At 73.7% G+C, this 22,124-nt stretch carries 14 protein-coding genes and 1 riboswitch; of the genes, 5 read left to right on the forward strand and 9 right to left on the reverse strand.

The genetic code is table 11. The features are described 5' to 3' along the window. Positions 1–533 precede the first annotated feature (533 nt). Both uvrA and OF117_RS01490 read right to left on the reverse strand, forming a co-directional pair. On the reverse strand, positions 534–3,428 hold the full coding sequence (uvrA, locus tag OF117_RS01485; RefSeq protein ID WP_263551017.1) for an excinuclease ABC subunit UvrA: 2,895 nt from the start codon (positions 3,426–3,428) through the stop codon (positions 534–536). A 169-nt stretch (positions 3,429–3,597) separates the two neighbouring features. Next, the gene (locus tag OF117_RS01490; RefSeq protein ID WP_263551018.1) at positions 3,598–5,010 is read right to left on the reverse strand and encodes an amidase; all 1,413 of its coding nucleotides are present in this window, start codon (positions 5,008–5,010) and stop codon (positions 3,598–3,600) included. Positions 5,011–5,057: 47 nt separating this feature from the next. Here OF117_RS01490 and OF117_RS01495 point away from each other — a divergent pair, with 47 nt between their 5' ends. The 3 genes from OF117_RS01495 (at position 5,058) to OF117_RS01505 (ending at position 8,154) form a co-directional block, all read left to right on the forward strand. Continuing rightward, positions 5,058–5,732: an MBL fold metallo-hydrolase gene (locus tag OF117_RS01495; protein WP_263551019.1), complete on the forward strand. Its 675-nt coding sequence runs from the start codon at positions 5,058–5,060 to the stop codon at positions 5,730–5,732. Positions 5,733–5,736: 4 nt separating this feature from the next. Then, entirely contained in the window at positions 5,737–6,174 is a 438-nt protein-coding gene (locus OF117_RS01500; RefSeq protein WP_263551020.1) for a PPOX class F420-dependent oxidoreductase, read from the forward strand. A gap of 333 nt (positions 6,175–6,507) precedes the next feature. Beyond that, a complete protein-coding gene (locus tag OF117_RS01505; RefSeq protein ID WP_263551021.1) occupies positions 6,508–8,154 on the forward strand; it encodes a M28 family peptidase in 1,647 nt (548 codons plus the stop codon). On the opposite strand, the gene OF117_RS01510 is transcribed toward OF117_RS01505, so the two are convergent. The 7 genes from OF117_RS01510 to uvrB form a co-directional block, all read right to left on the reverse strand. Beyond that, entirely contained in the window at positions 8,151–8,573 is a 423-nt protein-coding gene (locus OF117_RS01510; RefSeq protein WP_263551022.1) for a protein-tyrosine phosphatase family protein, read from the reverse strand. The two genes, OF117_RS01505 and OF117_RS01510, sit on opposite strands and share 4 nt — an antisense overlap. Continuing rightward, positions 8,570–9,670: a winged helix DNA-binding domain-containing protein gene (locus tag OF117_RS01515; RefSeq protein ID WP_263551023.1), complete on the reverse strand. Its 1,101-nt coding sequence runs from the start codon at positions 9,668–9,670 to the stop codon at positions 8,570–8,572. The genes OF117_RS01510 and OF117_RS01515 overlap by 4 nt, the downstream gene beginning before the upstream one ends. 20 nt (positions 9,671–9,690) lie before the next feature. Continuing rightward, positions 9,691–11,454: a prolyl oligopeptidase family serine peptidase gene (locus OF117_RS01520; RefSeq protein ID WP_263551024.1), complete on the reverse strand. Its 1,764-nt coding sequence runs from the start codon at positions 11,452–11,454 to the stop codon at positions 9,691–9,693. 81 nt (positions 11,455–11,535) lie between these two features. Continuing rightward, positions 11,536–12,657 carry a TerC family protein gene (locus OF117_RS01525; RefSeq protein ID WP_263551025.1) on the reverse strand — a complete coding sequence of 374 codons (1,122 nt, stop codon included), beginning with the start codon at positions 12,655–12,657 and terminating at the stop codon, positions 11,536–11,538. 384 nt (positions 12,658–13,041) lie between these two features. Continuing rightward, positions 13,042–14,064: a TerC family protein gene (locus OF117_RS01530; protein WP_263551026.1), complete on the reverse strand. Its 1,023-nt coding sequence runs from the start codon at positions 14,062–14,064 to the stop codon at positions 13,042–13,044. 242 nt (positions 14,065–14,306) lie between these two features. Then, a complete protein-coding gene (locus tag OF117_RS01535; protein ID WP_263551027.1) occupies positions 14,307–14,660 on the reverse strand; it encodes an MmcQ/YjbR family DNA-binding protein in 354 nt (117 codons plus the stop codon). 16 nt (positions 14,661–14,676) lie between these two features. Next, entirely contained in the window at positions 14,677–16,794 is a 2,118-nt protein-coding gene (gene uvrB / locus OF117_RS01540) for an excinuclease ABC subunit UvrB (protein ID WP_263551028.1), read from the reverse strand. Between the two features lie 539 nt (positions 16,795–17,333). Between uvrB and glgX the strand changes: the two genes are divergently transcribed. Together glgX and treY are read left to right on the forward strand one after the other, a co-directional pair. Next, positions 17,334–19,442 carry a glycogen debranching protein GlgX gene (gene glgX / locus OF117_RS01545; RefSeq protein WP_263551029.1) on the forward strand — a complete coding sequence of 703 codons (2,109 nt, stop codon included), beginning with the start codon at positions 17,334–17,336 and terminating at the stop codon, positions 19,440–19,442. Further along, on the forward strand, positions 19,439–21,793 hold the full coding sequence (treY, locus tag OF117_RS01550; protein ID WP_263551030.1) for a malto-oligosyltrehalose synthase: 2,355 nt from the start codon (positions 19,439–19,441) through the stop codon (positions 21,791–21,793). The genes glgX and treY overlap by 4 nt, the downstream gene beginning before the upstream one ends. Positions 21,794–21,973: 180 nt before the next feature. Further along, a riboswitch (cyclic di-AMP (ydaO/yuaA leader) is annotated at positions 21,974–22,123 on the forward strand. Position 22,124: the final 1 nt, after the last annotated feature.

Here is a 22,124-nt window from a genome sequence, read left to right on the forward strand (position 1 = left end):
GCCACCGTCGCACCAGCCACCGTCACGGCGGTCCCTCGGGAAGGCGGCTGATGCGGTACCGCCGGACACGAGGCGGCCAATGGTTCGTCCGCCACCTCGCCTTCCATGCATTCGATCATATGTTCGAGTGCTCCCATGCGCAAGGCACGGATCAAGGAATGGCCCGCTGACCTGCGAGGTCATCGGGCGGGAGGCGCGGCGGCGGCTCCGCACCCGGCGCGACACGCGATCCGGCGCATGCCGATCGGGCCCACGGCTCCCCGCGGACAGGCACCGTGCGGCTCGGTGGATGGCCGGGTCGCCCGCGCCGGCCGCCACCCGGCCAGCCGTGGCGGGACGGGTGCCCCTACCAGCCGTGGCGGGACGGGTGCCCCTACCAGCCGTGGCGGGACGGGTGCCCCTACCAGCCGCAGCGGGACGGGTGCCCCTACCAGCCGCAGCGGGACGGGTCCCCCCCACACCGGCCGCGGCGGACGGGTCCCCCCCACCGGCGGCGGCGGGCCGGTGGCCCTCACCGGCCACGGCGACCCCGGTCAGCTGGCCTTGCGCCGGCTGCGCTTCTTCGCCCCGTCGGCTGCGGCGGCCACGGCGTCCGGGTCGAGGATCTTCGCCAGGTACCGGCCGGTGTGGCTCTCCGGCACGGTCGCCACGAACTCCGGCGGGCCCTCGGCGACGACGGTGCCGCCGCGGAAGCCGCCCTCGGGGCCCATGTCGACGACCCAGTCGGCGCTCTTGATCACGTCGAGGTTGTGCTCGATGACGACCACCGAGTTGCCCTTGTCGACGAGGCCCTGGAGCACCAGGAGCAGCTTGCGGATGTCCTCGAAGTGCAGGCCGGTGGTCGGCTCGTCGAGGACGTAGATCGTCCGGCCGGTCGAGCGCCTCTGCAGCTCGCTGGCCAGCTTCACCCGCTGCGCCTCGCCCCCGGAGAGCGTCGGCGCCGGCTGGCCGAGCCGCACGTACCCCAGGCCCACCTGCGTCAGCGTCGTCAGGTGCCGGGCGATCGCCGGGATGGCGGCGAAGAAGTCCGCGGCCTCCTCGATCGGCATGTCGAGGACCTCGGCGATCGTCCTGCCCTTGTAGTGCACCTCCAGGGTCTCCCGGTTGTAGCGGGCCCCCTTGCACACTTCGCACGGCACGTACACGTCCGGCAGGAAGTTCATCTCGATCTTGATCGTGCCGTCGCCGGAGCACGCCTCGCAGCGGCCGCCCTTGACGTTGAACGAGAACCGCCCGGGCTGGTAGCCCCGGATCTTCGCCTCCGACGTGCTGGCGAACAACTTGCGGATGTGGTCGTAGACGCCGGTGTACGTGGCCGGGTTGGACCGCGGCGTGCGGCCGATCGGTGACTGGTCGACGTGCACGACCTTGTCGAGCTGGTCGAGACCGGTGATGGTGCGGTGCCGGCCGGGCACCAGCCGGGCGCGGTTGAGCTCGTTGGCCAGCGACGTGTAGAGGATGTCGTTGACCAGAGTGGACTTGCCCGAGCCCGAGACCCCCGTGACCGCTAGGAAGCAGCCGAGCGGGAAGGTGACGTCGACGCCCTTGAGGTTGTGCTCCCGGGCGCCCTTGACCACCAGCTCCCGCCCCGGCTGCGGCGCCCGGCGGACCGTCGGGACGACGATCTCCTTGCGCCCCGACAGGTACTGGCCGGTGAGCGAGTGCTCGCTGGCCAGCAGCTCCTCGACCGTGCCGCTGATGACGATCTCGCCCCCGTGCTCGCCGGCGCCGGGGCCGATGTCGACCACCCAGTCGGCCACCTTGATGGTGTCCTCGTCGTGCTCGACGACGATCAGCGTGTTGCCCATGTCGCGCAGCCGGACGAGCGTCTCGATCAGCCGGGTGTTGTCGCGCTGGTGCAGCCCGATGGAGGGCTCGTCGAGCACGTACAGGACGCCGACCAGCCCGGAGCCGATCTGCGTGGCCAGCCGGATCCGCTGCGCCTCGCCGCCGGCGAGCGTGGCGGCGGGCCGATCGAGCGACAGGTAGTCCAGCCCGACGTCGACCAAGAAAGAAAGCCGGGCCTGGATCTCGCGGAGCACGCGGTCGGCGATGGCCCGCTCCCGCTCGCCCAGTTCGAGCGCGCCCAGCCAGGTGGCCGCCTCGCCGATGGAGAGGCTGGTGACCTCGGCGATCGACCGGCTGCCGAGCTTGACCGCGAGGATCTCCGGCTTGAGCCGCGTGCCGTGGCACACGGGACAGGGCACGTCGCGCATGTAGCCCTCGTACTTGTCCCGCATGTAATCGCTGTCGGTGTCCTCGTGCCGCCGCTCGAGGAAGGGCAGCACGCCCTCGAAGCTCGCGTAGTAGCTGCGCTCGCGGCCGTACCGGTTCTTGTAGCGGACGTGCACCTGGTCGGGCGACCCGTGCAGCACGGCCTTCTGCACGCGGGCCGGCAGCCGCTCCCACGGCGTGTCCATGGAGAAGCCGAGCTGGTCGGCGAGGCCGCTGAGCAGCCGGGTGAAGTACTCGTTGCTCATCGAACCCGCCCACGGCGCGACCGCGCCCTGGCCCAGGCTCTTCCCCGGGTCGGGGACGACGAGGTCGGGGTCGACCTCCTTGCGGGTGCCGATGCCGGTGCACTCCGGGCAGGCGCCGAAGGGCGAGTTGAAGGAGAACGATCGGGGCTCGAGCGCCTCGAACGACAGGCCGTCGTCGACGCAGGCGAGGTGCTCGGAGTAGGTCCGCTCGCGGTGCGGGTCGTCCTCGGGCAGGTCGACGAAGTCGAGGACGACGAGCCCGCCGGCCAGGCCGAGTGCGGTCTCCACCGAGTCGGTGAGCCGCCGCTTGTTGCTCTCCTTGACGGTGAGCCGGTCGACGATCACCTCGATCGTGTGCTTCTCCTGCTTCTTCAGCTTCGGTGGGTCGGTCAGCTGGTGCACCGTGCCGTCGACCCGGACGCGGGAGAAGCCCTGCGTCTGCAGCGAGCTGAACAGGTCGACGTACTCGCCCTTGCGGGCCCGCACGACGGGGGCGAGCACCTGGAAGCGGGTGCCCTCCGCCATGGCGAGCACCTGGTCGACGATCTGCTGGGGCGTCTGGCGGGCGATCGGCTTGCCGCAGTTCGGGCAGTGCGGCTGCCCGGCGCGGGCGTACAGCAGCCGGAGGTAGTCGTAGACCTCGGTGATGGTGCCGACGGTCGACCGCGGGTTGCGGTTGGTCGACTTCTGGTCGATCGAGACGGCCGGGCTGAGGCCCTCGATGAAGTCGACGTCCGGCTTGTCCATCTGGCCGAGGAACTGGCGGGCGTAGGCCGACAGCGACTCGACGTACCGACGCTGGCCCTCGGCGAAGATCGTGTCGAACGCCAGGCTCGACTTGCCGGACCCGGACAGGCCGGTGAAGACGATCAACGCGTCGCGCGGGAGGTCGAGGTGGACGTCCTTGAGGTTGTGCTCTCGGGCGCCGCGGACGACGAGCCTGTCCATGTGATCCCTGTCGGTCGCTGTGGCTGGTGCGCGGTGGTGCGGTACGGCGGCCGGGACGGCCGGGTCGTGCGCTCCCGGTGCAACACCGGGGCCCGCGACGTCGTCCGCCGTGCGGCGGTGAGCTGGACCCCGCGCCGGGCGGGCGCCCGGCCGGCGGTCGGTCGGGTGCTCAGACGGGTGTTCCGGTCGGTGCCGCGGTGGGGTCGAAGACCGGTGCGTGGCGGCGCCACGGCTGCCGGCGCTCGAGCTCTCCGGCCAGCCAGAGTAGTCGCCCCTCGGCTCCCGGGGGGCCGACGAGCTGGACGGCGACCGGGGCGCCGTCGGGTCGCCGTCCGGCCGGCAGCACGAGCGCGGGCAGGCCGGCGAGGTTCCACGCCGCCGTCCACGGGGCCCACCGGGCGTTGGCGGTGACGTTGGCCAGCCACGAGCGCTCGTGCCACGGGCGCGCGGGAAGCGGCGGGCCGGTGGTGACCGGCGTCAGCAGCACGTCGGAGGCGGCGAAGAAGCCCGTCATGCGGGCCCGGAAGCGCTCGGCGGCGGCGGCGCGCGGCCCGCCGGCCGCCCGGACCAGCCGGCCGAGCCGGGCGTGCGTCCGGATGCGCGGCTCGAGATCGGCCACGGCGACCCCCAGGTGCGCCGCGTCGTCGCGCGCGCCGGCGAACCAGCGCGCCAGCACGGCTGCAGTCGCGCCCGGCCCGGCCGGCGGGTGCCGCCGCACGACGACGTGGCCGGCCGCGGCGAGCGAGCCCGCGGTGGCCTCGACCGCCGCCCGGGTGGGGCCGTCGGCGATCGCGCCGGGGAGCGGCGAGCGCGTCGACACGGCGATCCGGAGCGGCCGCCCGGGCGCGGCCGGCGGCGCCGGCTGCTCGTCCGCCAGCACGGCGTGCGCCAGGGTGAGGTCGGCGACCGTGGTGGCGAGGACGCCGTTCTCGGCCATACCCGACCAGCTGTCGGCACCGATCCCCGCCGGGACGACGCCGCGCCCCGGCTTGAGCGTCACCAGCCCGCAGGCGGCCGCCGGCAGGCGCAGCGAGCCCAGGCCGTCGTTGCCGTGCGCCAGCGGCACGCACCCCGCTGCGACCGCGGCTGCGCTGCCGCCGGAGCTGCCCGCGGGCGAGCGGGCCGTGTCCCACGGGTTGCGGGTGACGGCGCCCGGACCGTCGGTCGCGGCGAAGACGCACAGCTCCGGGACGCGGGTGATGCCGATGACGACGGCACCCGCCCCGCGCAGCCGGGCGACCACCGGGTGGTGGCGGCGCTCGGCGGCACGGCCGGACGCCGGCACGCCGTCGGTGCACTCCTCGCCGGCGACGGCCACGTTGTCCTTGACCGCGACCGGCACCCCGGCCAGCGGGAGCGCGAACCGGGTGAGTGCGGTGTCGACCGCCCGCGCCTCGGCCAACGCGGCCTCGGCGCGCACGACCCGGAAGGCACCGATCCGGCCCTCGACGGCCGCGATGTGGGCCAGGTGGGCCCGGACCACGTCGACCGCCGGGACCTCCCCCGCCCGGACCAGCGCCGCGATGTCCGTGGCCGGCAGGCCGACCAGGTGAGTGCCGTCGGGAGCTCGGCTAGCGTCCACCCCCGGACCGTATCCGCGTCCGACGACACTTTCCGATGGAGGTCGGGATGGCCGGATCCCCCGGCGGCTACACCGGCGACGTCGAGGTCGGTGGCCCGGCCGACGTCCGCGACCTGCCCGGGCTGACCCTCAGCAAGCTCGCCGTGAGCGAGATGGCGAACAACGTCTACCTGCTGCGCTGCACCGCCACGGGCGACGCGCTGCTCGTCGACGCGGCCGCCGAGCCGGACGCCGTCCTGGCCCTGGTCGGCGACGCCCCGCTGCGGACCGTGGTGACCACCCACGGGCACTGGGACCACCACCGCGCGCTGCCCCAGGTCGTGGAGGCCACCGGGGCGACCACCGTGGCGCACCCGGACGACGCCGCGGACCTGCCGGTGCCCGTGCAGCGCCCGGTCGAGCACGGCGACACGGTGACCGTCGGCGAGCAGTCGCTGGAAGTGGTGCACCTGCGGGGCCACACCCCCGGCTCGATCGCGCTGGTCTGGCGCGGCCCGGGCGACGCCGGGGTGCACGTCTTCACGGGCGACAGCCTCTTCCCGGGCGGCGTCGGCAACACCCGTGGGGACGCCGAGCGCTTCACCAGCCTCATCGACGACGTCGAGCAGCGGTTGTTCGACCGGCTCCCGGACGACACCTGGATCTACCCCGGCCACGGCAAGGACACCACGCTCGGCGCCGAGCGTCCCCATCTCGGGGAGTGGCGCGCTCGCGGCTGGTGACCAGGTGACCTTCGGGGCCGACGAGATCGAGTTCCTGCGGTCCCACGGGATCGCGCGGCTGGCGACGGTGGGTGAGCACGACCAGCCCGACGTCGTACCGGTCGCCGTCGAGTTCGACGGTGCCTTCTTCTGGGTCGGCGGCACCGGTGAGAGCGTCCTGCGGACCCGCAAGGTCGGCAACGTGCGGGCCGGACGTCGCAAGGTCGCCCTGGTGGTGGACGACCTGCCGTCCCTCGACCCTTTCGTCGCGCGTGGGATCAGGGTCTACGGCGTGGCCGACGGTCCCGTGGAGCGGGTCGGGATGGTGGGTCCGGGTCCGTACCTACGCATCACCCCCCGGATCTCCTGGAGCTGGAACATGGCCGGCGAGCCGGTCGGCGCGACGTGGTACGAGACGAGACGGGCCGTCCACGACCGCTCCGCGACCGGAGCGGATGGCTGAGATGACCCCTTCGACCCTCCCAGGCGGTCCAGGCGCTGGTCAGCGGGGCCGGGGTCGCCCGACCCCGGCCTCTCCCCCGGACGGTCACGCCATGGCGCCGGCCGGGGCCTCCTGGCGCGGGATCGAGAGGATCAGCTCGCGGCGATCCCGACGCGGGCAACGCAACGCGCTCGTCTAGGAACCCTGCGTGACGGACGGCAGCCGCTGCGGGTCCCGACGTGGGATCCGGCGACGGCTCGACTTGCGCAGGGCGCGAGCAGGGCCATCCTCACCGTGACCGCGCGATGCGGTTCCGGTGGTCACCGTCGCCCACCGGACGACGAGGAGGTCGGCATGGCAGTTCGGCGCACGACGCCCAGGCGGACGACGCCCAGGCGGACGACGCACCGCGCGGTGGCCGCGGGGTCGGGAGCCCTGCTGCTGGCCGCGGTGCTGCCCGGCGCCGCAGCGTCCGCCCAGCCGGAGGCCTGCGCGGACCGGGTCAACGACAGCTACGCGGCGCTCCTCGAGTGCGTCACGGTCGAGGGCGTGCGCGAGCACCAGGCCGAGTTCCAGAAGATCGCCGACAACAACACCGACTCCGACTACCCGGGCAGCCGCAGCGCGGGGACGCCGGGCTACACGGAGAGCGTCCGCTACGTCGCCGACCGGCTCCGCGAGGCCGGCTACGTCGTGACGCTCGACCCCGTCGAGTTCGTGTACAACTTCCCCGCCACCCTCCGGCAGCTGGCCCCCGCCGAGGCCGACCTGGAGACCGGCGTGTTCACCGGGAGCGGCTCGGGCGAGGTCGAGGGGCCCGTCGTCCCGGTCGACATCAACCTGACCGGCGACCGCGCCTCGACCAGCGCCTGCGAGCCGGAGGACTTCGCGGGGCTGGACCTCAGCGGCCCGGCCGACATCGCACTGGTCCAGCGCGGTACCTGCTTCTTCGGCGACAAGGCGCAGAACGCGGCCGAGGCCGGCGCCGAGGCGGTCGTCGTCTTCAACCAGGGCGACGCGCCCGACCGCGAGGGGCTCATCGTCGCCGACGCGAGCTCGGTGACCGGCGTGGACGGGCCGGTGCAGCAGCCGATCCCCGTCGTGGGCGCCAGCTTCGCCGACGGCGAGGCGCTGGCCCAGCCGGGCGCGACCGCCTACGTCAACGTGCTGCCACCGGAGGACCGCACCGACTACAACGTGGTCGCCGAGCTGCCGGGCGAGGACTTCGACAACGTCGTCGTGGCCGGTGCCCACCTGGACAGCGTCCCCGAGGGCCCGGGGATCAACGACAACGCGTCCGGCTCGGCCGCGCTGCTCGAGACGGCGATCGCGCTGGCCGACCTCGAACCGCGGAACACGCTGCGCTTCGCCTGGTGGGCCGTCGAGGAACTCGGCCTGATCGGCTCGACCGACTACGTCGCCGGCCTGCCGCCGTGGGAGCTCGAGCGGATCGCGCTCTACCTCAACTTCGACATGATCGGCTCGCCCAACTACGTCCAGCAGGTCTACGACGCCGACCAGTCGACCTACCCGGCTCCCGAGGGCGTGCCGATCCCGGCGGGATCGGAGGCGATCGAGGACCTGTTCGAGGCCTGGTACACCAGCGTCGGCGAGCCCTACGACGACACCGAGTTCTCCGGACGCAGCGACTACCAGGCGTTCATCGGCGCGGGCATCCCGTCGGGCGGCCTGTTCACCGGGGCCGAGGAGGTCAAGACCGACCAGCAGGTGGCCATCTGGGGTGGCACCGCGGGCGAGCAGTTCGACCCGTGCTACCACGAGGCCTGCGACGGCAACGACAACGTGGCGCTGCACGCGCTCGACGTGAACAGCGACCTCATGGCCTTCGCCCTGCTGACGTACGCGTATTCCACGGAGTCGGTGAACGGCGTCGCGGGCGTGCCCGTGCCCGGCGGGGACGCCGAGCTGCCGGCGCCGGCGGGTCCCGAGGGCACCTTCACCGCCGGGGGCGGCGGCCTGCACCCGTCCGCGGCGTCCTAGCGGACGGCGGACAGCCACCACCGCTGCCACGGCACCTCGACCGCCCGGGGGGCGTAGCAGCGGCGGACCCAGCGGACGGCGTCGCGCGGCGAGGCCCCGTCGAGGACGGCGAGGGCGGCGAGCGCGGTCCCGGTGCGGCCGACGCCCCCGCGGCAGCAGACCTCGACGCGCTGCCCCGCGCCGGCGCGGTCGCGGGTCTCGCGCAGGGCCGCCAGGGCGTCGGCCCGGTCGGTCGGCACCCAGAAATCGGGCCAGCGGACGCGGCGGTGCGGCCACGGCGGGGCCGGGCCCCGGCCGAGCACGAGCGCGAAGTCGACGGCCGGCGCCGGGCGGTCCGTCCGGCGGCCACGAACCCGCACCCCGGAGGGCAGGGTCACGACGCCGTCGCCGTCCCACGGGACGGCAGCCGGGCCGGTCACCCGGCCTCGAACCGGACGTCGGCCGCGCGCTCGGGCGCCAGGAAGGCGAGGAGGACCCGCCCCTCGGCCTCGACGTCCGCCCGCTCCGCCGGGGTGAGCGGGCGGGAGGGGCGCACCGTCAGGACCATCGCCGGGCCACCCGGCCGGGCCGCCCACGTCGCCGAGACCAGCCCGTCGACCAGCACGCTGCCCACCCAGCCACCCGCGCCGCGGCGCAGGGGCCGGTGGTCGCCCTCCACCACCACGCGCGACCGGTCGGCGTGCGAGAGCGTCACGTTGTCGTACTCGGCGAGGAAGCGCACCGGCGCCGGGATGTCCGGATCGGGCAGCGGCGCGTCCGGGACGTCGAGCAGCTCGGCACCGTCCTCGCCGCGCAAGCGCCGCAGCCGGTCGCCCAGCCGGTCGGTCACCTCGCGCAGCCGGGTCAGGCCGCACCAGGCCTGGACGTCGCGCACCGTCGCCGGGTCGAACGCCGCCAGGTACCGCCGCACCAGCTCCTCCGCCGTCATCGGGACCGGCAGGTCCGCCGGATCGGCGGGCACCCAGGAATCCAGCGGGACCATCACGGCCGCGCCGGTGCCCGACCACAGCCCGCGCGGCGGCGGCTGCACCCACGGCACCCGGTAGCTCACGGCGAAGGCGACCGATTCGGCGTCGAGTCCCGGGTGCCGGCCGGCCAGTTCCCGGGCCAGCGCGGCCCGGCCCATCGGCCGCCCGGCCAGCAGGTCCCGCGCCTCGGCGACGACGTCGTCGAGGTCCTGACCGCGGAGCCGCTGCCCCCAGGCGGTGCCGGCGAGCACCCGGTCGAGCACGGGTTGCAGCAGCGGCCGCAGCGCTCGGGCGTCGGCGGTGGTGACCGTGTGGATCGTGGTGCGCATCAGCGGTGTCCGCACCACCGCCCGGCCGGTCATGAGCGCGTCCAGCGAGGCGGGGTCGTAGCCGGCCAGCCGGTTCCACAGCGACAGGTGCGGGATACGCGGCTCCTGCCCCTGCAGGCCGACGACGTGCTCGAGGGCGTCGGGCACCGGCCGCGCCACCCGCTCCAGCAGCAGCTGCCGGGCCAGCGTCGCCCGGCCCAGCGCGCGGCGGCCGAGCACGCGGGTAGGCGGTCCCGCCGTCACCCGGCCCGCCCTCCCGTCGGCAGCCAGCGCGCCCACCAGCGCAGCAGGTGCTCCAACCGGGCGAGCCGGTGCCGGGGCCGGCCGCACCGCGCGAGCCCGCGCCCCTCCCCGGGGAACAGCAGCAGCTCGGCGGGCACGCCGCGCCGCCGCAGTTCGGCGTGCAGCCGGGGACCGAGCTCGGGCGGGCCCGACCAGTCCGCCTCGGCGTGCACGACCAGGGTCGGGGTGCGGATCGGCGCGGTGTCGAGCGGCGCGCCGGCTGCGCCCTCGGGCCCGGGTGCTGCCCGCTCCACGACGGCGGCGGTGAACCGCGTCGTCCGGGTCAGCAGGCGGGCGGTCAGCCAGCCGCCGTGACCGGCGCCGTGGACGCCGACCCGCTCACCGTCCAGGGCCGGGTCGGCGAGGGCGGCGTCGAGGAGGGCGAGGAGGTCGTCGGCGTCCCGTTCGGCGTCCGAGGAGCTCGGGGAGCTGCGGACGACGGCGTAGCCGGCCGAGACGGCGACCTGCGTCTCGTCGAGCAGCCGCCAGCCGGGCTCCGACGGCCCGTCGTGGAGCACGAGCAGCACCGGGTGCGGGCCCGGGCCGTCGGGGAGCGCCACCCAGCCGTCCACGGTCGCGCCGCCGGCGGCGGTCGTCGTCCGCTCCCGCACCGGGTGCAGCCGCCCGGTCTCCCCCAGCGCCCGGCCGAAGCCGGTCAGCAGCCGGCGGCGTCCCGGCGTGATCGCGACCAGCTCGCCGGCGGACCGGTCGTGCGCCACGGTGGCCACCACCACCCCGCCGCCGGCGCCGGTACCGGAGACCGTGAACGGTCCCTCCACCAGCGGCTCGGCCGCTCCGCCGTCCAGGGGGACGCGGACCAGCTGCACCGCACCGCGCCACCGGACCCCGACGAGCACCGCGCCGTCCACGACCACGGGAGCAGGCGTGGGGCAGCCGCGGGAGTGCGGGCCCGGGTCGAGCAGCGGCTCGAGGGCGCCGTCGGCGCCGACGAGGCAGGGCACCGGGCACCCGTCGTCGACGGTGACCAGCAGGCGCCCGTCCGGCGCGTACGCCGGCAGTGCGCATGCCCGGCGGCCGGTGGTGACCCGCCGCGGCCCGCCGCCGCCGGCGGGCACGACGTGCACGGTGCGCGCCGAGTCGTCCTCGGCCCGGACGAAGGCGAGCTCGGCGCCGTCCGGGCTCCAGGCGACGTCGGCGTCGTCGGCGTCGCCATCCGTCCGTTGCACCGGCGCGGGCGGCGGTCCGTCGTCGTCCCCGTGCGGATCGGGCAGGTGGAGGACGAACACGTGGCTGCGCCCGTCGTCCGGGGAGCCGCCGTCGTCGAACGGGTCCGGCAGCGTGGTGATCAGCCGTGGGGCGCCGGCGTCACGGGGAACCGCCCCGGGCACCCGCGCGGTGTAGGCGAGCCGGCCGGAGTCCGGCGCCCAGACCGGGCGGCCGGCCCCCAGCGGGTGGCGGGTCAGCCGGCGGGCGGCCCCGCCGGCGGTGGGCAGGACGGCGATCTGCGGCCGGCCGTCCTCGCCGGCGTCGAGGTAGGCCAGCCAGCGCCCGTCGGGCGAGAACGCCGGCGCGGTGTCGCGGTGCCCGGCGGTCAGCGGACGGGCGGGCGCGGAGCCGTCCGTGGGCACCGCCCACAGCCGGCTGCGGTAGGCGTCGGCCGCCAGGTCGAGCCGGGTGACGGCGACGACGGCGATGCGACCGTCCGGGGAGACCGCCGCCGCACCCGGAGTGCGGAGCAGGGCCAGGTCGTCCGGGCGCATGGCTCGCGACGCTGTCCGGGGCGCCGCGGCGGGACGGGGACGGTGCGGCGCACGGTCCCCGTCCCGCCGGGGCGACGCCGATCAGCGGCGGCTGCGCTCCTCGTCGGAGGGCGTGCCGGGCGCGGCGGCCTCGGCCTCCCGCTCCAGACGGGGCTCGACCTCGGCCTCGGCCTGCGGGCCCAGCGAGGAGGAGGCCCGGGCCTCCTCCGGCGTGACGACCGGCTCCTCGACCGACACCAGCTCGCCGCGGGTCTTGAGCAGGCTCGCGACGGTCGCGACCAGCAGGACGCCGAGGATGATCGACAGCGACAGCCAGATCGGGATCGTGGGCACGGCGTCGATGTGCTCGCCACCGTTGATGAACGGCAGCGTGTTCTCGTGCAGCGCCTCCATGATCAGCTTGACGCCGATGAAGGCCAGGATCACGGCGAGCCCCAGCGACAGGTAGACCAGCCGCTTGAGCAGGCCACCGAGCAGGAAGTACAGCTGCCGCAGGCCCATCAGCGCGAAGACGTTCGCCGTGAAGACGATGAACGGCTCGCGGGTGAGGCCGAAGATGGCCGGGATGCTGTCGAGCGCGAAGATCAGGTCGGTCGTGCCGATGGCGATGAACACGATGATCAGCGGCGTGAACAGCCTCCGGCCGTTCTCCTTCACCCGGATCTTGCTGCCGCGGTAGTCCTGGGTCATCGGCAGGACGCGGCGCATCCGGCGGATGAGGGCGTTCTCCTCGTACTCGTCCTCCTCGTCACGGTGCCGCACGAGGTTGATCGCCGTGTACACCAGGAACGCGCCGAAGATGTAGAAGACCCAGGTGAACCGGCTGATCAGCGCCGCGCCGGCGAGGATGAAGATGCCGCGCAGGACCAGCGCGATGATGATGCCGATCATCAGCACCTCCTGCTGGAGGTACCGGGGCACGCGGAAGCGCGCCATGATGATCACGAAGACGAAGAGGTTGTCGACCGACAGGCTGTACTCGGTCAGCCAGCCCGCGTAGAACTCCGTCGCGAACTGCCCGTTGGTCACCGCGAGCAGGACCAGGCCGAAGACCAGCGCCAGGCTGACGTAGAAGCTCACCCACAGGCTCGCCTCTTTCATCGACGGCTCGTGCGGGCGGCGGACGACGAGCGCGAGATCGGCGAGCAGCAGGACGCTGAGTCCCACGAACGTCGCGATCTCGAACCAGGTGGGGAGCTCCACGGAGCCTCACTCTACGGGGACGGCTCTGGCCCGGCGCGGGCGTCAGAGGGTGGACGGGGCGGGGTGCGCGGCGCTCGCTACCGGATGCGCCACGGGGTCGGCGACGAGGCGCGGACGACCCGGGTGGCGGCGGTGCGGCACGCGGGCATGCAGGCTCCTCCGGACACTGGCGTCGTCAGCACCGGAGGTCTCTCCCGCCGCAGGCACCGGCCCACGACCGGCAGCGCCGGAGCGCGTCGGGCCGCGAGGCCCGCGAGCTCGTACTGACGACGCTGCCGCGGGGGGATACTCCCCTCCCCCGGCGGACCCGCGACCGCGCGCCCGCCGGTGTTGCAGGGGCAGCGTACGGGTCCGCCGGGCGGTTGTCGCCGGGGGCGCCGGGTGTCACCGCGCCATGTGGCCCACCTCACGCTGCAGCTCGGCAGCGTGCTCGCGGCGGTCGCGGCGGACCTTCTCCAGGCTGGCCACCGTGGTGACGACGAGCGTGCCCGCGATGACCAGCAGTGAGAGCCAGGTCGGGACCTCGGGGACGACGGTGATGTGCTGCCCGCCGTTGAGGAACGGCAGCTCGTTGGTGTGCAGCGCGTGGATGATCAACTTCGCGCCGATGAAGCCGAGGATCACGGCCAGCCCGTAGCCCAGGTAGACCAGCCGGTCGAGCAGGCCGTCGATGAGGAAGAACAGCTGCCGCAGGCCGAGCAGCGAGAAGGCGTTGGCGGCGAACACCAGGAAGGTCTCCTGGGTGAGGCCGAAGATCGCCGGGATGGAGTCGACGGCGAAGATGACGTCGGCGGTGCCGATGGCGACCAGCGCGATGGCCAGCGGAGTGAGGTGGCGCCGGCCCCGCAGCCGGACGGTCATGCGGTCGCCGGCGTACTCCTCGGTCGTGCGCAGGTGCCGGCGGGCGAACCGGAGGACGGCGTTCTCGCGGTAGTCCTCCTCGCCGCCGTGCCCGCCGCTGCGGGCCTGGGCGATCGCGGTCCAGACCAGGACGGCGCCGAACAGGTAGAACACCCAGCTGAAGTTCTCGATGGCAGCCGCGCCGACCAGGATGAAGACGGTCCGCAAGGCCAGCGCGAAGGCGATGCCGAACAGCAGCACCTTCTGCTGCAGCTCCCGCGGTACCGCGAACGCGGCCATGATCAGGACGAAGACGAACAGGTTGTCGACCGACAGGCTCTTCTCGGTGAGGTAGCCGGCGAAGTACTCGCCGGCGAAGCCGGCGCCCCACCCCCACCAGAAGAGCAGGCCGAAGACGACCGCGATGCCGACGTAGACCGCCGACCAGGTCGCCGACTCGCGCAGCGACGGCGCGTGCGGCGTGCGCACGTGGCCGACGAAGTCGAACACGAGCATGCCGATGATCGCGCCGACGGTGACAGCCCACACCCAGAAGGGCACGTCCATGCAGGACCTCCGGAGGATCGGCGGCGCGCGGGCGCCGCACGGTGCGTTCCGGAGGTCTCTCCCGCAGCCCGTTCCGGGCCGCCGGCCGCGCCGGAGGTCGGAGGACCTCGTACTGACGACGCCGCCGCGGGGGGTTACTCCCCTCCACGCCGGAGCGCTGGGGCTCCGGGCTCTTCCACGGTAACGCGCAACCCCTCTTGCGTCGAGCCGGGCCGCGGGGGCGGGGCCCGGGTCCTGCGGTCCTAGTCCTGCGCCGGGCGCCGGCTCCTCGGCAGGGCGGCGACGGCCGCGGTGTAGGAGGCGTCGATCAGCTCGCGCACCTCGTCGTCGGGCACCGGACCGGTCCAGTCGACGGCGTTCCAGCCGTAGCGGCCGATGTAGCCGCTGATCGTGACGGCGCCCGGGTAGCGCTCCCGCCACTCGGCCGCCTCGTCGGCGGTGCGGCCGCACTTGACGCCGACCGTGCCGCCGTCGAGGCCGATGAACGCGAACGCCTTGCCGCCGACCTTGGCCACCAGCTCCGCGTCACCCCAGGGATAGGTCTCCTCGGCACCCGGCTTGGCCAGGCAGTAACCGATCAGCTCGTCGCGTCGCACGGGAGGCGGTCCTCGTTCAGGCGTGCGCCGCGTCCATCTGGCGCAGCTCCTTCTTGAGCTCGGTCAGCTCGTCGCGCAGCCGGGCGGCCACCTCGAACTGCAGCTCGCGGGCCGCCGCCAGCATCTGCTCGTTCATCTGCGTGATGAGGTCGGCGAGCTCGGCCCGCGGCAGGCCCTGCACCTCGATGGCGCCCGCCTTGCCCCGCGCCTTGGACGAGAGGCCGGGCACCGGCGCCTTGCCGCGGGACTGCTGCCGCCCGGAGCCGCCGAGCAGCCGGGCCGAGCTCTCGGCGTCCTCCGCCTCCCGGTAGATGCCGTCGAGGATGTCGACGATCTTCTTGCGCAGCGGCTGCGGGTCGATCCCGCGCTCGGCGTTGTAGGCGATCTGCTTCTCGCGCCGGCGGTTGGTCTCGTCGATGGCCATGGCCATCGACGGCGTGATCGTGTCGGCGTACATGTGCACCTGGCCGGACACGTTGCGGGCCGCCCGGCCGATGGTCTGGATGAGCGACCGGTTCGACCGGAGGAAGCCCTCCTTGTCGGCGTCCAGGATCGCCACCAGCGACACCTCGGGCAGGTCGAGGCCCTCGCGCAGCAGGTTGATGCCGACCAGGACGTCGTACTCGCCCTGCCGCAGCTCGCGGAGCAGCTCGACCCGGCGCAGCGTGTCGACCTCCGAGTGCAGGTAGCGGACCTTGATGCCGAGCTCGAGCAGGTAATCGGTGAGGTCCTCGGCCATCTTCTTGGTGAGCGTGGTGACCAGCACCCGCTCGTCCTTCTCGGTGCGCAGCCGGATCTCGTGGACCAGGTCGTCGATCTGCCCCTTGGTGGGCTTGACGACGACCTCCGGGTCGACCAGGCCGGTGGGCCGGATGACCTGCTCGACGACCTCGCCGCCGACCCGGCCCAGCTCGTAGTCGCCCGGGGTGGCCGACAGGTAGACGGTCTGCCCGATCCGGTCGGTGAACTCCTCCCACTTCAGCGGGCGGTTGTCCATCGCCGACGGCAGGCGGAAGCCGTGGTCGACCAGGGTCCGCTTGCGGCTCATGTCGCCCTCGTACATGCCGCCGATCTGCGGCACGGTGACGTGCGACTCGTCGATGACCAGCAGGAAGTCGTCGGGGAAGTAGTCGAGCAGGCAGGAGCCGGCGCTGCCCGGGGACCGCCCGTCGATGTGCCGCGAGTAGTTCTCGATGCCGGAGCAGAAGCCGACCTGCCGCATCATCTCGATGTCGTAGGTCGTGCGCATGCGCAGCCGCTGGGCCTCCAGCAGCTTGCCCTGCTTCTCCAGCTCGGCCAGCCGCTGCTCCAGCTCGGCCTCGATCGAGCGGATCGCCCGCTCCATCCGCTCGGGCCCGGCGACGTAGTGGCTGGCCGGGAAGACGAACAGCTCGTCGACCTCGCGGACCACCTCGCCGGTCAGCGGGTGCAGGTAGTAGAGCCGCTCGACCTCGTCGCCGAACATCTCGACCCGGCAGGCGAGCTCCTCGTACACCGGGAAGATCTCGATGGTGTCGCCGCGGACCCGGAAGGTGCCGCGCGAGAAGGACAGGTCGTTGCGGGTGTACTGCTCGGTGACCAGGGTGCGCAGCAGGTCGTCGCGGTCGCGCTCCTCCCCGACCTTCAGCCGCAGCGCCCGGTCGACGTACTCCTGCGGCGTGCCCAGGCCGTAGATGCAGGAGACGGTGGCGACCACCACGACGTCGCGCCGGGTGAACAAGCTGTTGGTGGCGGAGTGCCGCAGCCGCTCGACCTCCTCGTTGATCGAGGAGTCCTTCTCGATGTAGGTGTCGGTCTGCGGGACGTAGGCCTCGGGCTGGTAGTAGTCGTAGTACGAGACGAAGTACTCGACCGCGTTGTCGGGGAGCAGCTCCCGGAACTCGTTGGCCAGTTGGGCGGCGAGCGTCTTGTTCGGCGCCATCACCAGCGTCGGGCGCTGCACCTGCTCGATCAACCAGGCGGTGGTCGCGGACTTGCCGGTGCCGGTGGCGCCGAGGAGGACGCTGTCCTTCTCGCCGCGCCTGACCCGCTCGGCCAGCTCCCGGATCGCGGCCGGCTGGTCGCCCGAGGGCTCGAACTCGCTGACGACCCGGAAGCGGCCCTCCGTGGGCCGGATGTCGATGCTCGCGGACACGCGGACGACGGTACGTCGGAGGTGTGACAGGACGGTGCCCGTGCGCCCCGCGGGAGGGCTGGTGCCCGGGGGACGGCGGGAGGCCGCGGCCTACTTGTCGCGGACGGGCAGCGGGCCTAGCGTGCTCGGTCGCAGGAGCGGGTCCGGTCGGGGACCAGCGCCACCCGGCGTCGCCGGGCGAGGACGGACCCCGGCCCGCCCGCCCCTACGGCCGGGACGCGGTATCCGTGTCCCGGCCGGACCTGCGCACGACGCCCCCTGCGGTCCCGGCCGCGGGGGGCGTCGTCGTCCGGGGGGCGGCGAGCGGCACCGGCCCGCCCTGCCCGGCCCCCAGGGGTGAGTTCCCTCTCCCGGCGGCCGTCCGAGGTGTGCGGCAGGCTGTCGGCGGGCATGCGGGGTCGGACGCCGGGTGCGACCGAGCCCGGAGCCCGCCCCCGCACCGCCCACGACACCGCTCGACCGCCGCCCGTCCGCGGGCGCGGCGACCACACAGCGGCCACCGGTACACACCGGGTGCCCACGCAGGAGGAACGCGCACGATGACCCAGGTCTGGCCCGGTACCGCCTACCCGCTCGGGGCGACCTACGACGGCACCGGAACCAACTTCGCGCTCTTCAGCGAGGTGGCCGACAAGGTCGAGCTGTGCCTGTTCGACGACGCCGGCCGGGAGACGCGCCACACGCTGCCGGAGATGGACGCGTTCGTCTGGCACGGCTTCCTGCCCGGCATCCAGCCCGGCCAGCGGTACGGGTTCCGGGTCCACGGGCCCTACGACCCGGCCCAGGGGCTGCGCTGCAACCCCAACAAGCTGCTGCTCGACCCGTACGCGAAGGCGGTCGACGGCGGCGTGACGTGGCACCCGTCCGTGTTCGGCTACCACTTCAAGAGCGGCAAGCGCAACGACCAGGACTCGGCGAAGTACATGCCGAAGTCGGTCGTGGTGAACCCCTACTTCGACTGGGGCGTGGACCGCCCGCCACGCACCCCGTACCACAAGACCGTCATCTACGAGGCCCACGTCAAGGGCCTCACGATGACGCACCCGCGGGTCCCCGAGGAGCTGCGCGGCACCTACGCCGGCATCGCCCACCCCGCGATCATCGAGCACCTCACCGACCTGGGCGTGACGGCGATCGAGCTGATGCCGGTGCACCAGTTCGTGCAGGACGACACGCTGCAGCAGAAGGGCCTGCGCAACTACTGGGGTTACAACACGATCGGCTTCTTCGCCCCGCACAACGAGTACGCCAGCAACACGAGCAACGGCATGCACGTGGCCGAGTTCAAGGGCATGGTGCGCACGCTGCACGAGGCGGGCATCGAGGTCATCCTCGACGTCGTCTACAACCACACGGCCGAGGGCAACCACCTCGGCCCGACGCTGTCCTTCAAGGGGATCGACAACCGGGCCTACTACCGCCTGGTCGAGGACGACAAGCAGTACTACATGGACTACACGGGCACCGGGAACTCGCTCAACGTCCGGACGCCCCACTCGCTGCAGCTGATCATGGACTCGCTGCGCTACTGGGTCACCGAGATGCACGTCGACGGCTTCCGGTTCGACCTCGCCTCGACGCTTGCCCGCGAGCTGCACGACGTCGACAAGCTGGCCGCGTTCTTCGACCTCGTGCACCAGGACCCGGTGGTCAGCCAGGTGAAGCTGATCGCCGAGCCGTGGGACGTCGGCGAGGGCGGCTACCAGGTCGGCAACTTCCCGGCGCTGTGGACGGAGTGGAACGGCAAGTACCGCGACACCGTCCGGGACTTCTGGCGCGGCGAGGGCGGCACGGTCGGCGAGTTCGCCAGCCGCATCACCGGCTCCTCCGACCTGTACCAGCACTCCGGGCGGCGTCCGGTCGCCAGCATCAACTTCGTCACCGCCCACGACGGCTTCACGCTCAACGACCTGGTCTCCTACAACGAGAAGCACAACGAGGCCAACGGCGAGGACGGCAACGACGGCGAGAGCCACAACCGCAGCTGGAACCACGGGGTCGAGGGCGAGACCGACGACCCCGAGGTGCTCACCCTGCGCGCCCGGCAGCGCCGCAACTTCATCGCGACGCTGATGCTCAGCCAGGGCGTGCCGATGCTGCTGCACGGCGACGAGCTGGGCCGCACCCAGCAGGGCAACAACAACGGCTACTGCCAGGACTCCCCGCTGACCTGGATCGACTGGGACGACGTCGACGAGGGCCTGCTCGAGTTCACCCGCGCGGTCACCATGCTGCGGCACGACCACCCGACCTTCCGGCGGCGCCGCTTCTTCCACGGCCGCCCGGTGCGCCGTCCGGAGGGTGCCCCCGTCCCGGACATCGCCTGGCTGACGCCGTCCGGTGACCAGATGACCGAGGACGACTGGGACGCCTCGTTCGCCAAGTCGATCGCGATGTACCTCAACGGCCTCGGCATCCGGTCGACCGACGAGCGCGGCGAGGACGTCGTCGACAACCACTTCTACCTGGCCTTCAACGCCCACCACGAGCCGATCGAGTTCACCGTGCCGCCGGCGGACTACGCGACGACCTGGTCGGTCGTGCTCGACACGGCGGAGATGAACCGGGTCGAGCCGATCGAGGTCAAGCACGGCGAGACCATCACCGTGGCCGCCCGCGCCATGGTCGTGCTGAGCGCGGCACCGTGAGCACGGACTCCGTGAGCGGGGACGGCGCCGAGCGGCGGCGGCAGGTGCCGGCGGCCACGTACCGGCTGCAGTTCACCTCCGGGTTCACGCTCGACCACGGCGCGGAGATCGCCGACTACCTGGCCGCCCTCGGGGTGACGCACGCCTACGCGTCCCCCCTGCTGCGCTCCGCGGAGGGCAGCACGCACGGGTACGACACGGTCGACCACGCCCACGTCGACGAGGCCCGCGGCGGACGCGCCGGGCTCGACCGCCTGGTGGCCCGGCTGCACGAGCACGGTCTGGGGCTGGTGCTCGACCTCGTGCCCAACCACATGGGCATCGCCGACCCGGCCGCCGCCCCGTGGTGGTGGGACGTGCTGAGGCACGGGCGGGGCAGCGCGCACGCCGCGGCGTTCGACGTCGATTGGGACGCCGGCGGCGGGCGGGTCCGCATCCCCGTGCTCGGCTCCGCCGACGACGTCGCGCGGCTGGAGCTGGCCGAGGGCGACGACGGTCCGGAGCTGCGCTACTACGACAACCGCTTCCCGGTCGCCCCGGGCACGGAGGGCGGGACGCCGCAGGAGGTGCACGCCCGCCAGCACTACGAGCTGGTCGACTGGCGGCGCGCCGACCGCGACCTCAACTACCGCCGGTTCTTCGCCATCAACACCCTGGCCGGCCTGCGCGTCGAGGACCCGGAGATCTTCGACGCCACCCACGCGCTGGTGCTGGAGCTGGTCCGCGACGGCGCGGTCGACGGGCTGCGCATCGACCACCCCGACGGGCTGGCCGATCCCCGTGGCTACCTCGACCGGCTGGCCGCCGCCTCCGACGGCCGGTGGACGGTCGTCGAGAAGATCCTCGAGCCGGGCGAGGAGCTGCCGGAGAGCTGGGCGGCGGCCGGGACGACGGGGTACGACGCCCTCGCGGAGGTCGACGGCGTGCTGGTCGACCCGGCCGGAGAGGCGGCGTTGACCGCGCTGGACACCGAGCTGTCCGGCCGGGAGGTCGACTACGCGGCGCTGGTGCACGCCTGCAAGCGGGAGATCACCGACGGCATGCTGGGCTCCGAGGTGGCCCGGCTGGTCCGGGTGATCGGGGAGCTGCCCGGCATCGACGCCGCGAGGCAGCGGGAGGCGCTGGCCGAGCTGCTGGCCGCCTTCCCGGTCTACCGCACCTACCTGCCCGACGGCCGCGAGCACCTCGACGCGACCGTCGCCGCCGTGCGGGACCGCCGCCCCGACCTGGTGGCCGCCGTCGACGCGCTGCACCCGGTGCTGGCGCAGGCCGGCACCGAGGCCGCGACGCGGTTCGAGCAGACCAGCGGCCCGGTCATGGCCAAGGGCGTCGAGGACACCGCCTACTACCGGTGGGCGCGGTTCGTCGTCCTCAACGAGGTCGGCGGTGACCCGGCGCGGTTCGGGCTGACCGTCGAGGACTTCCACGAGGCGCAGCGGCGGCGGGCGGCCGGCCGGCCGCGGTCGATGACGACGCTGTCGACGCACGACACCAAGCGCAGCGAGGACACCCGCGCCCGGCTGGCCGTGCTCGCCGAACTGCCCACGGAGTGGGCGCAGCTGGTCCGCCGGCTGCTGGCCACGCACCCGCTCGCCGACCGCCCGCTGGCGCACCAGGTGTGGCAGAACCTGGTCGGGGCGTGGCCGGTGTCGCGCGAGCGGGCGCACGGCTACGCCGAGAAGGCCGCGCGCGAGGCCGGGCTGTCGACGCGGTGGACCGACGTCGACGAGGCGTTCGAGAAGTCGCTGCACGCGATGGTCGACGCCGCGTTCGACGACCCGGACACCGCCGCGGCGATCGAGCGATTCGTCGCCAGGATCGCCCCGTTCGGCTGGTCGAACTCGCTGTCGCAGAAGCTGCTGCAGCTGACCATGCCCGGCGTCCCCGACGTCTACCAGGGCACCGAGCTGTGGGACCACTCGCTGGTCGACCCCGACAACCGCCGTCCGGTCGACTACGGGCTGCGCCGCCGGCTGCTGGCGGACCTCGACGCCGGGGCGGTCCCGGAGGTGGACGGAACGGGGGCGGCCAAGCTGCTGGTGGTCTCGCGGGCGCTGCGCGCCCGGCGCGACTCCCCCGAGCTGTTCACCGGGTACGAGCCCGTGGCGGTGGTGGGCGACGCGGCCGGGTGCCTCGTGGCCTTCGACCGCGGCGGTGCGGTGACCGTGGCCACCCGGCTGCCGGTGGCCCTGGCCGCCGGCGGGTGGGGCGACACGTCGCTGCGGCTGCCGACCGGGGGGTGGCGCGATCTGGTGACCGGCACGCGGGTGGTGTCGACCGCGGAGGGCGCGCGGGTCGGCGAGGTGCTCGCGCACCTGCCCGCGGCCCTGCTCATCCGCGACACTCCGTGACAGGTCTCTAACTATCAGCACTCGGTTCGTCCGCGTGTCGTGACATTGCGCGGCGTGTCGTGATCCGACACGCCGAGGCCGCCCTACGGCACCCCCGCCACCCCTCTACCGTCATGCCCGCGCTCGGGCCCCACCGGACGGGCGCGAGGTGCCGGCCCGCCCAACCCCGTCCGCCGGCACCTGACCTACGCACCAGACATCAGGACGGGGGTGGGGGACCCAACCCGGCGCGCGCCCGCGCGCGCCTCGGGGTGAAGCCGCGCGCCGCGGCCGGGCACACCGATCGCCCGAACCCGACAGCTCACCTCGCCGGCGGCGATCGGAGGAACAC

The sequence above is a fragment of the Geodermatophilus sp. YIM 151500 genome, from assembly GCF_025716945.1.
Classification (GTDB): domain Bacteria; phylum Actinomycetota; class Actinomycetes; order Mycobacteriales; family Geodermatophilaceae; genus YIM-151500.

Coding starts and splice junctions, on each gene's coding strand:
- uvrA (WP_263551017.1), bottom strand. CDS start 3,428: ATGGACAGGCTCGTCGTCCGCGGCGCCCGAGAGCACAACCTCAAGGAC.
- glgX (WP_263551029.1), top strand. CDS start 17,334: ATGACCCAGGTCTGGCCCGGTACCGCCTACCCGCTCGGGGCGACCTAC.
- OF117_RS01520 (WP_263551024.1), bottom strand. CDS start 11,454: ATGCGCCCGGACGACCTGGCCCTGCTCCGCACTCCGGGTGCGGCGGCG.
- OF117_RS01530 (WP_263551026.1), bottom strand. CDS start 14,064: ATGGACGTGCCCTTCTGGGTGTGGGCTGTCACCGTCGGCGCGATCATC.
- OF117_RS01505 (WP_263551021.1), top strand. CDS start 6,508: ATGGCAGTTCGGCGCACGACGCCCAGGCGGACGACGCCCAGGCGGACG.
- OF117_RS01495 (WP_263551019.1), top strand. CDS start 5,058: ATGGCCGGATCCCCCGGCGGCTACACCGGCGACGTCGAGGTCGGTGGC.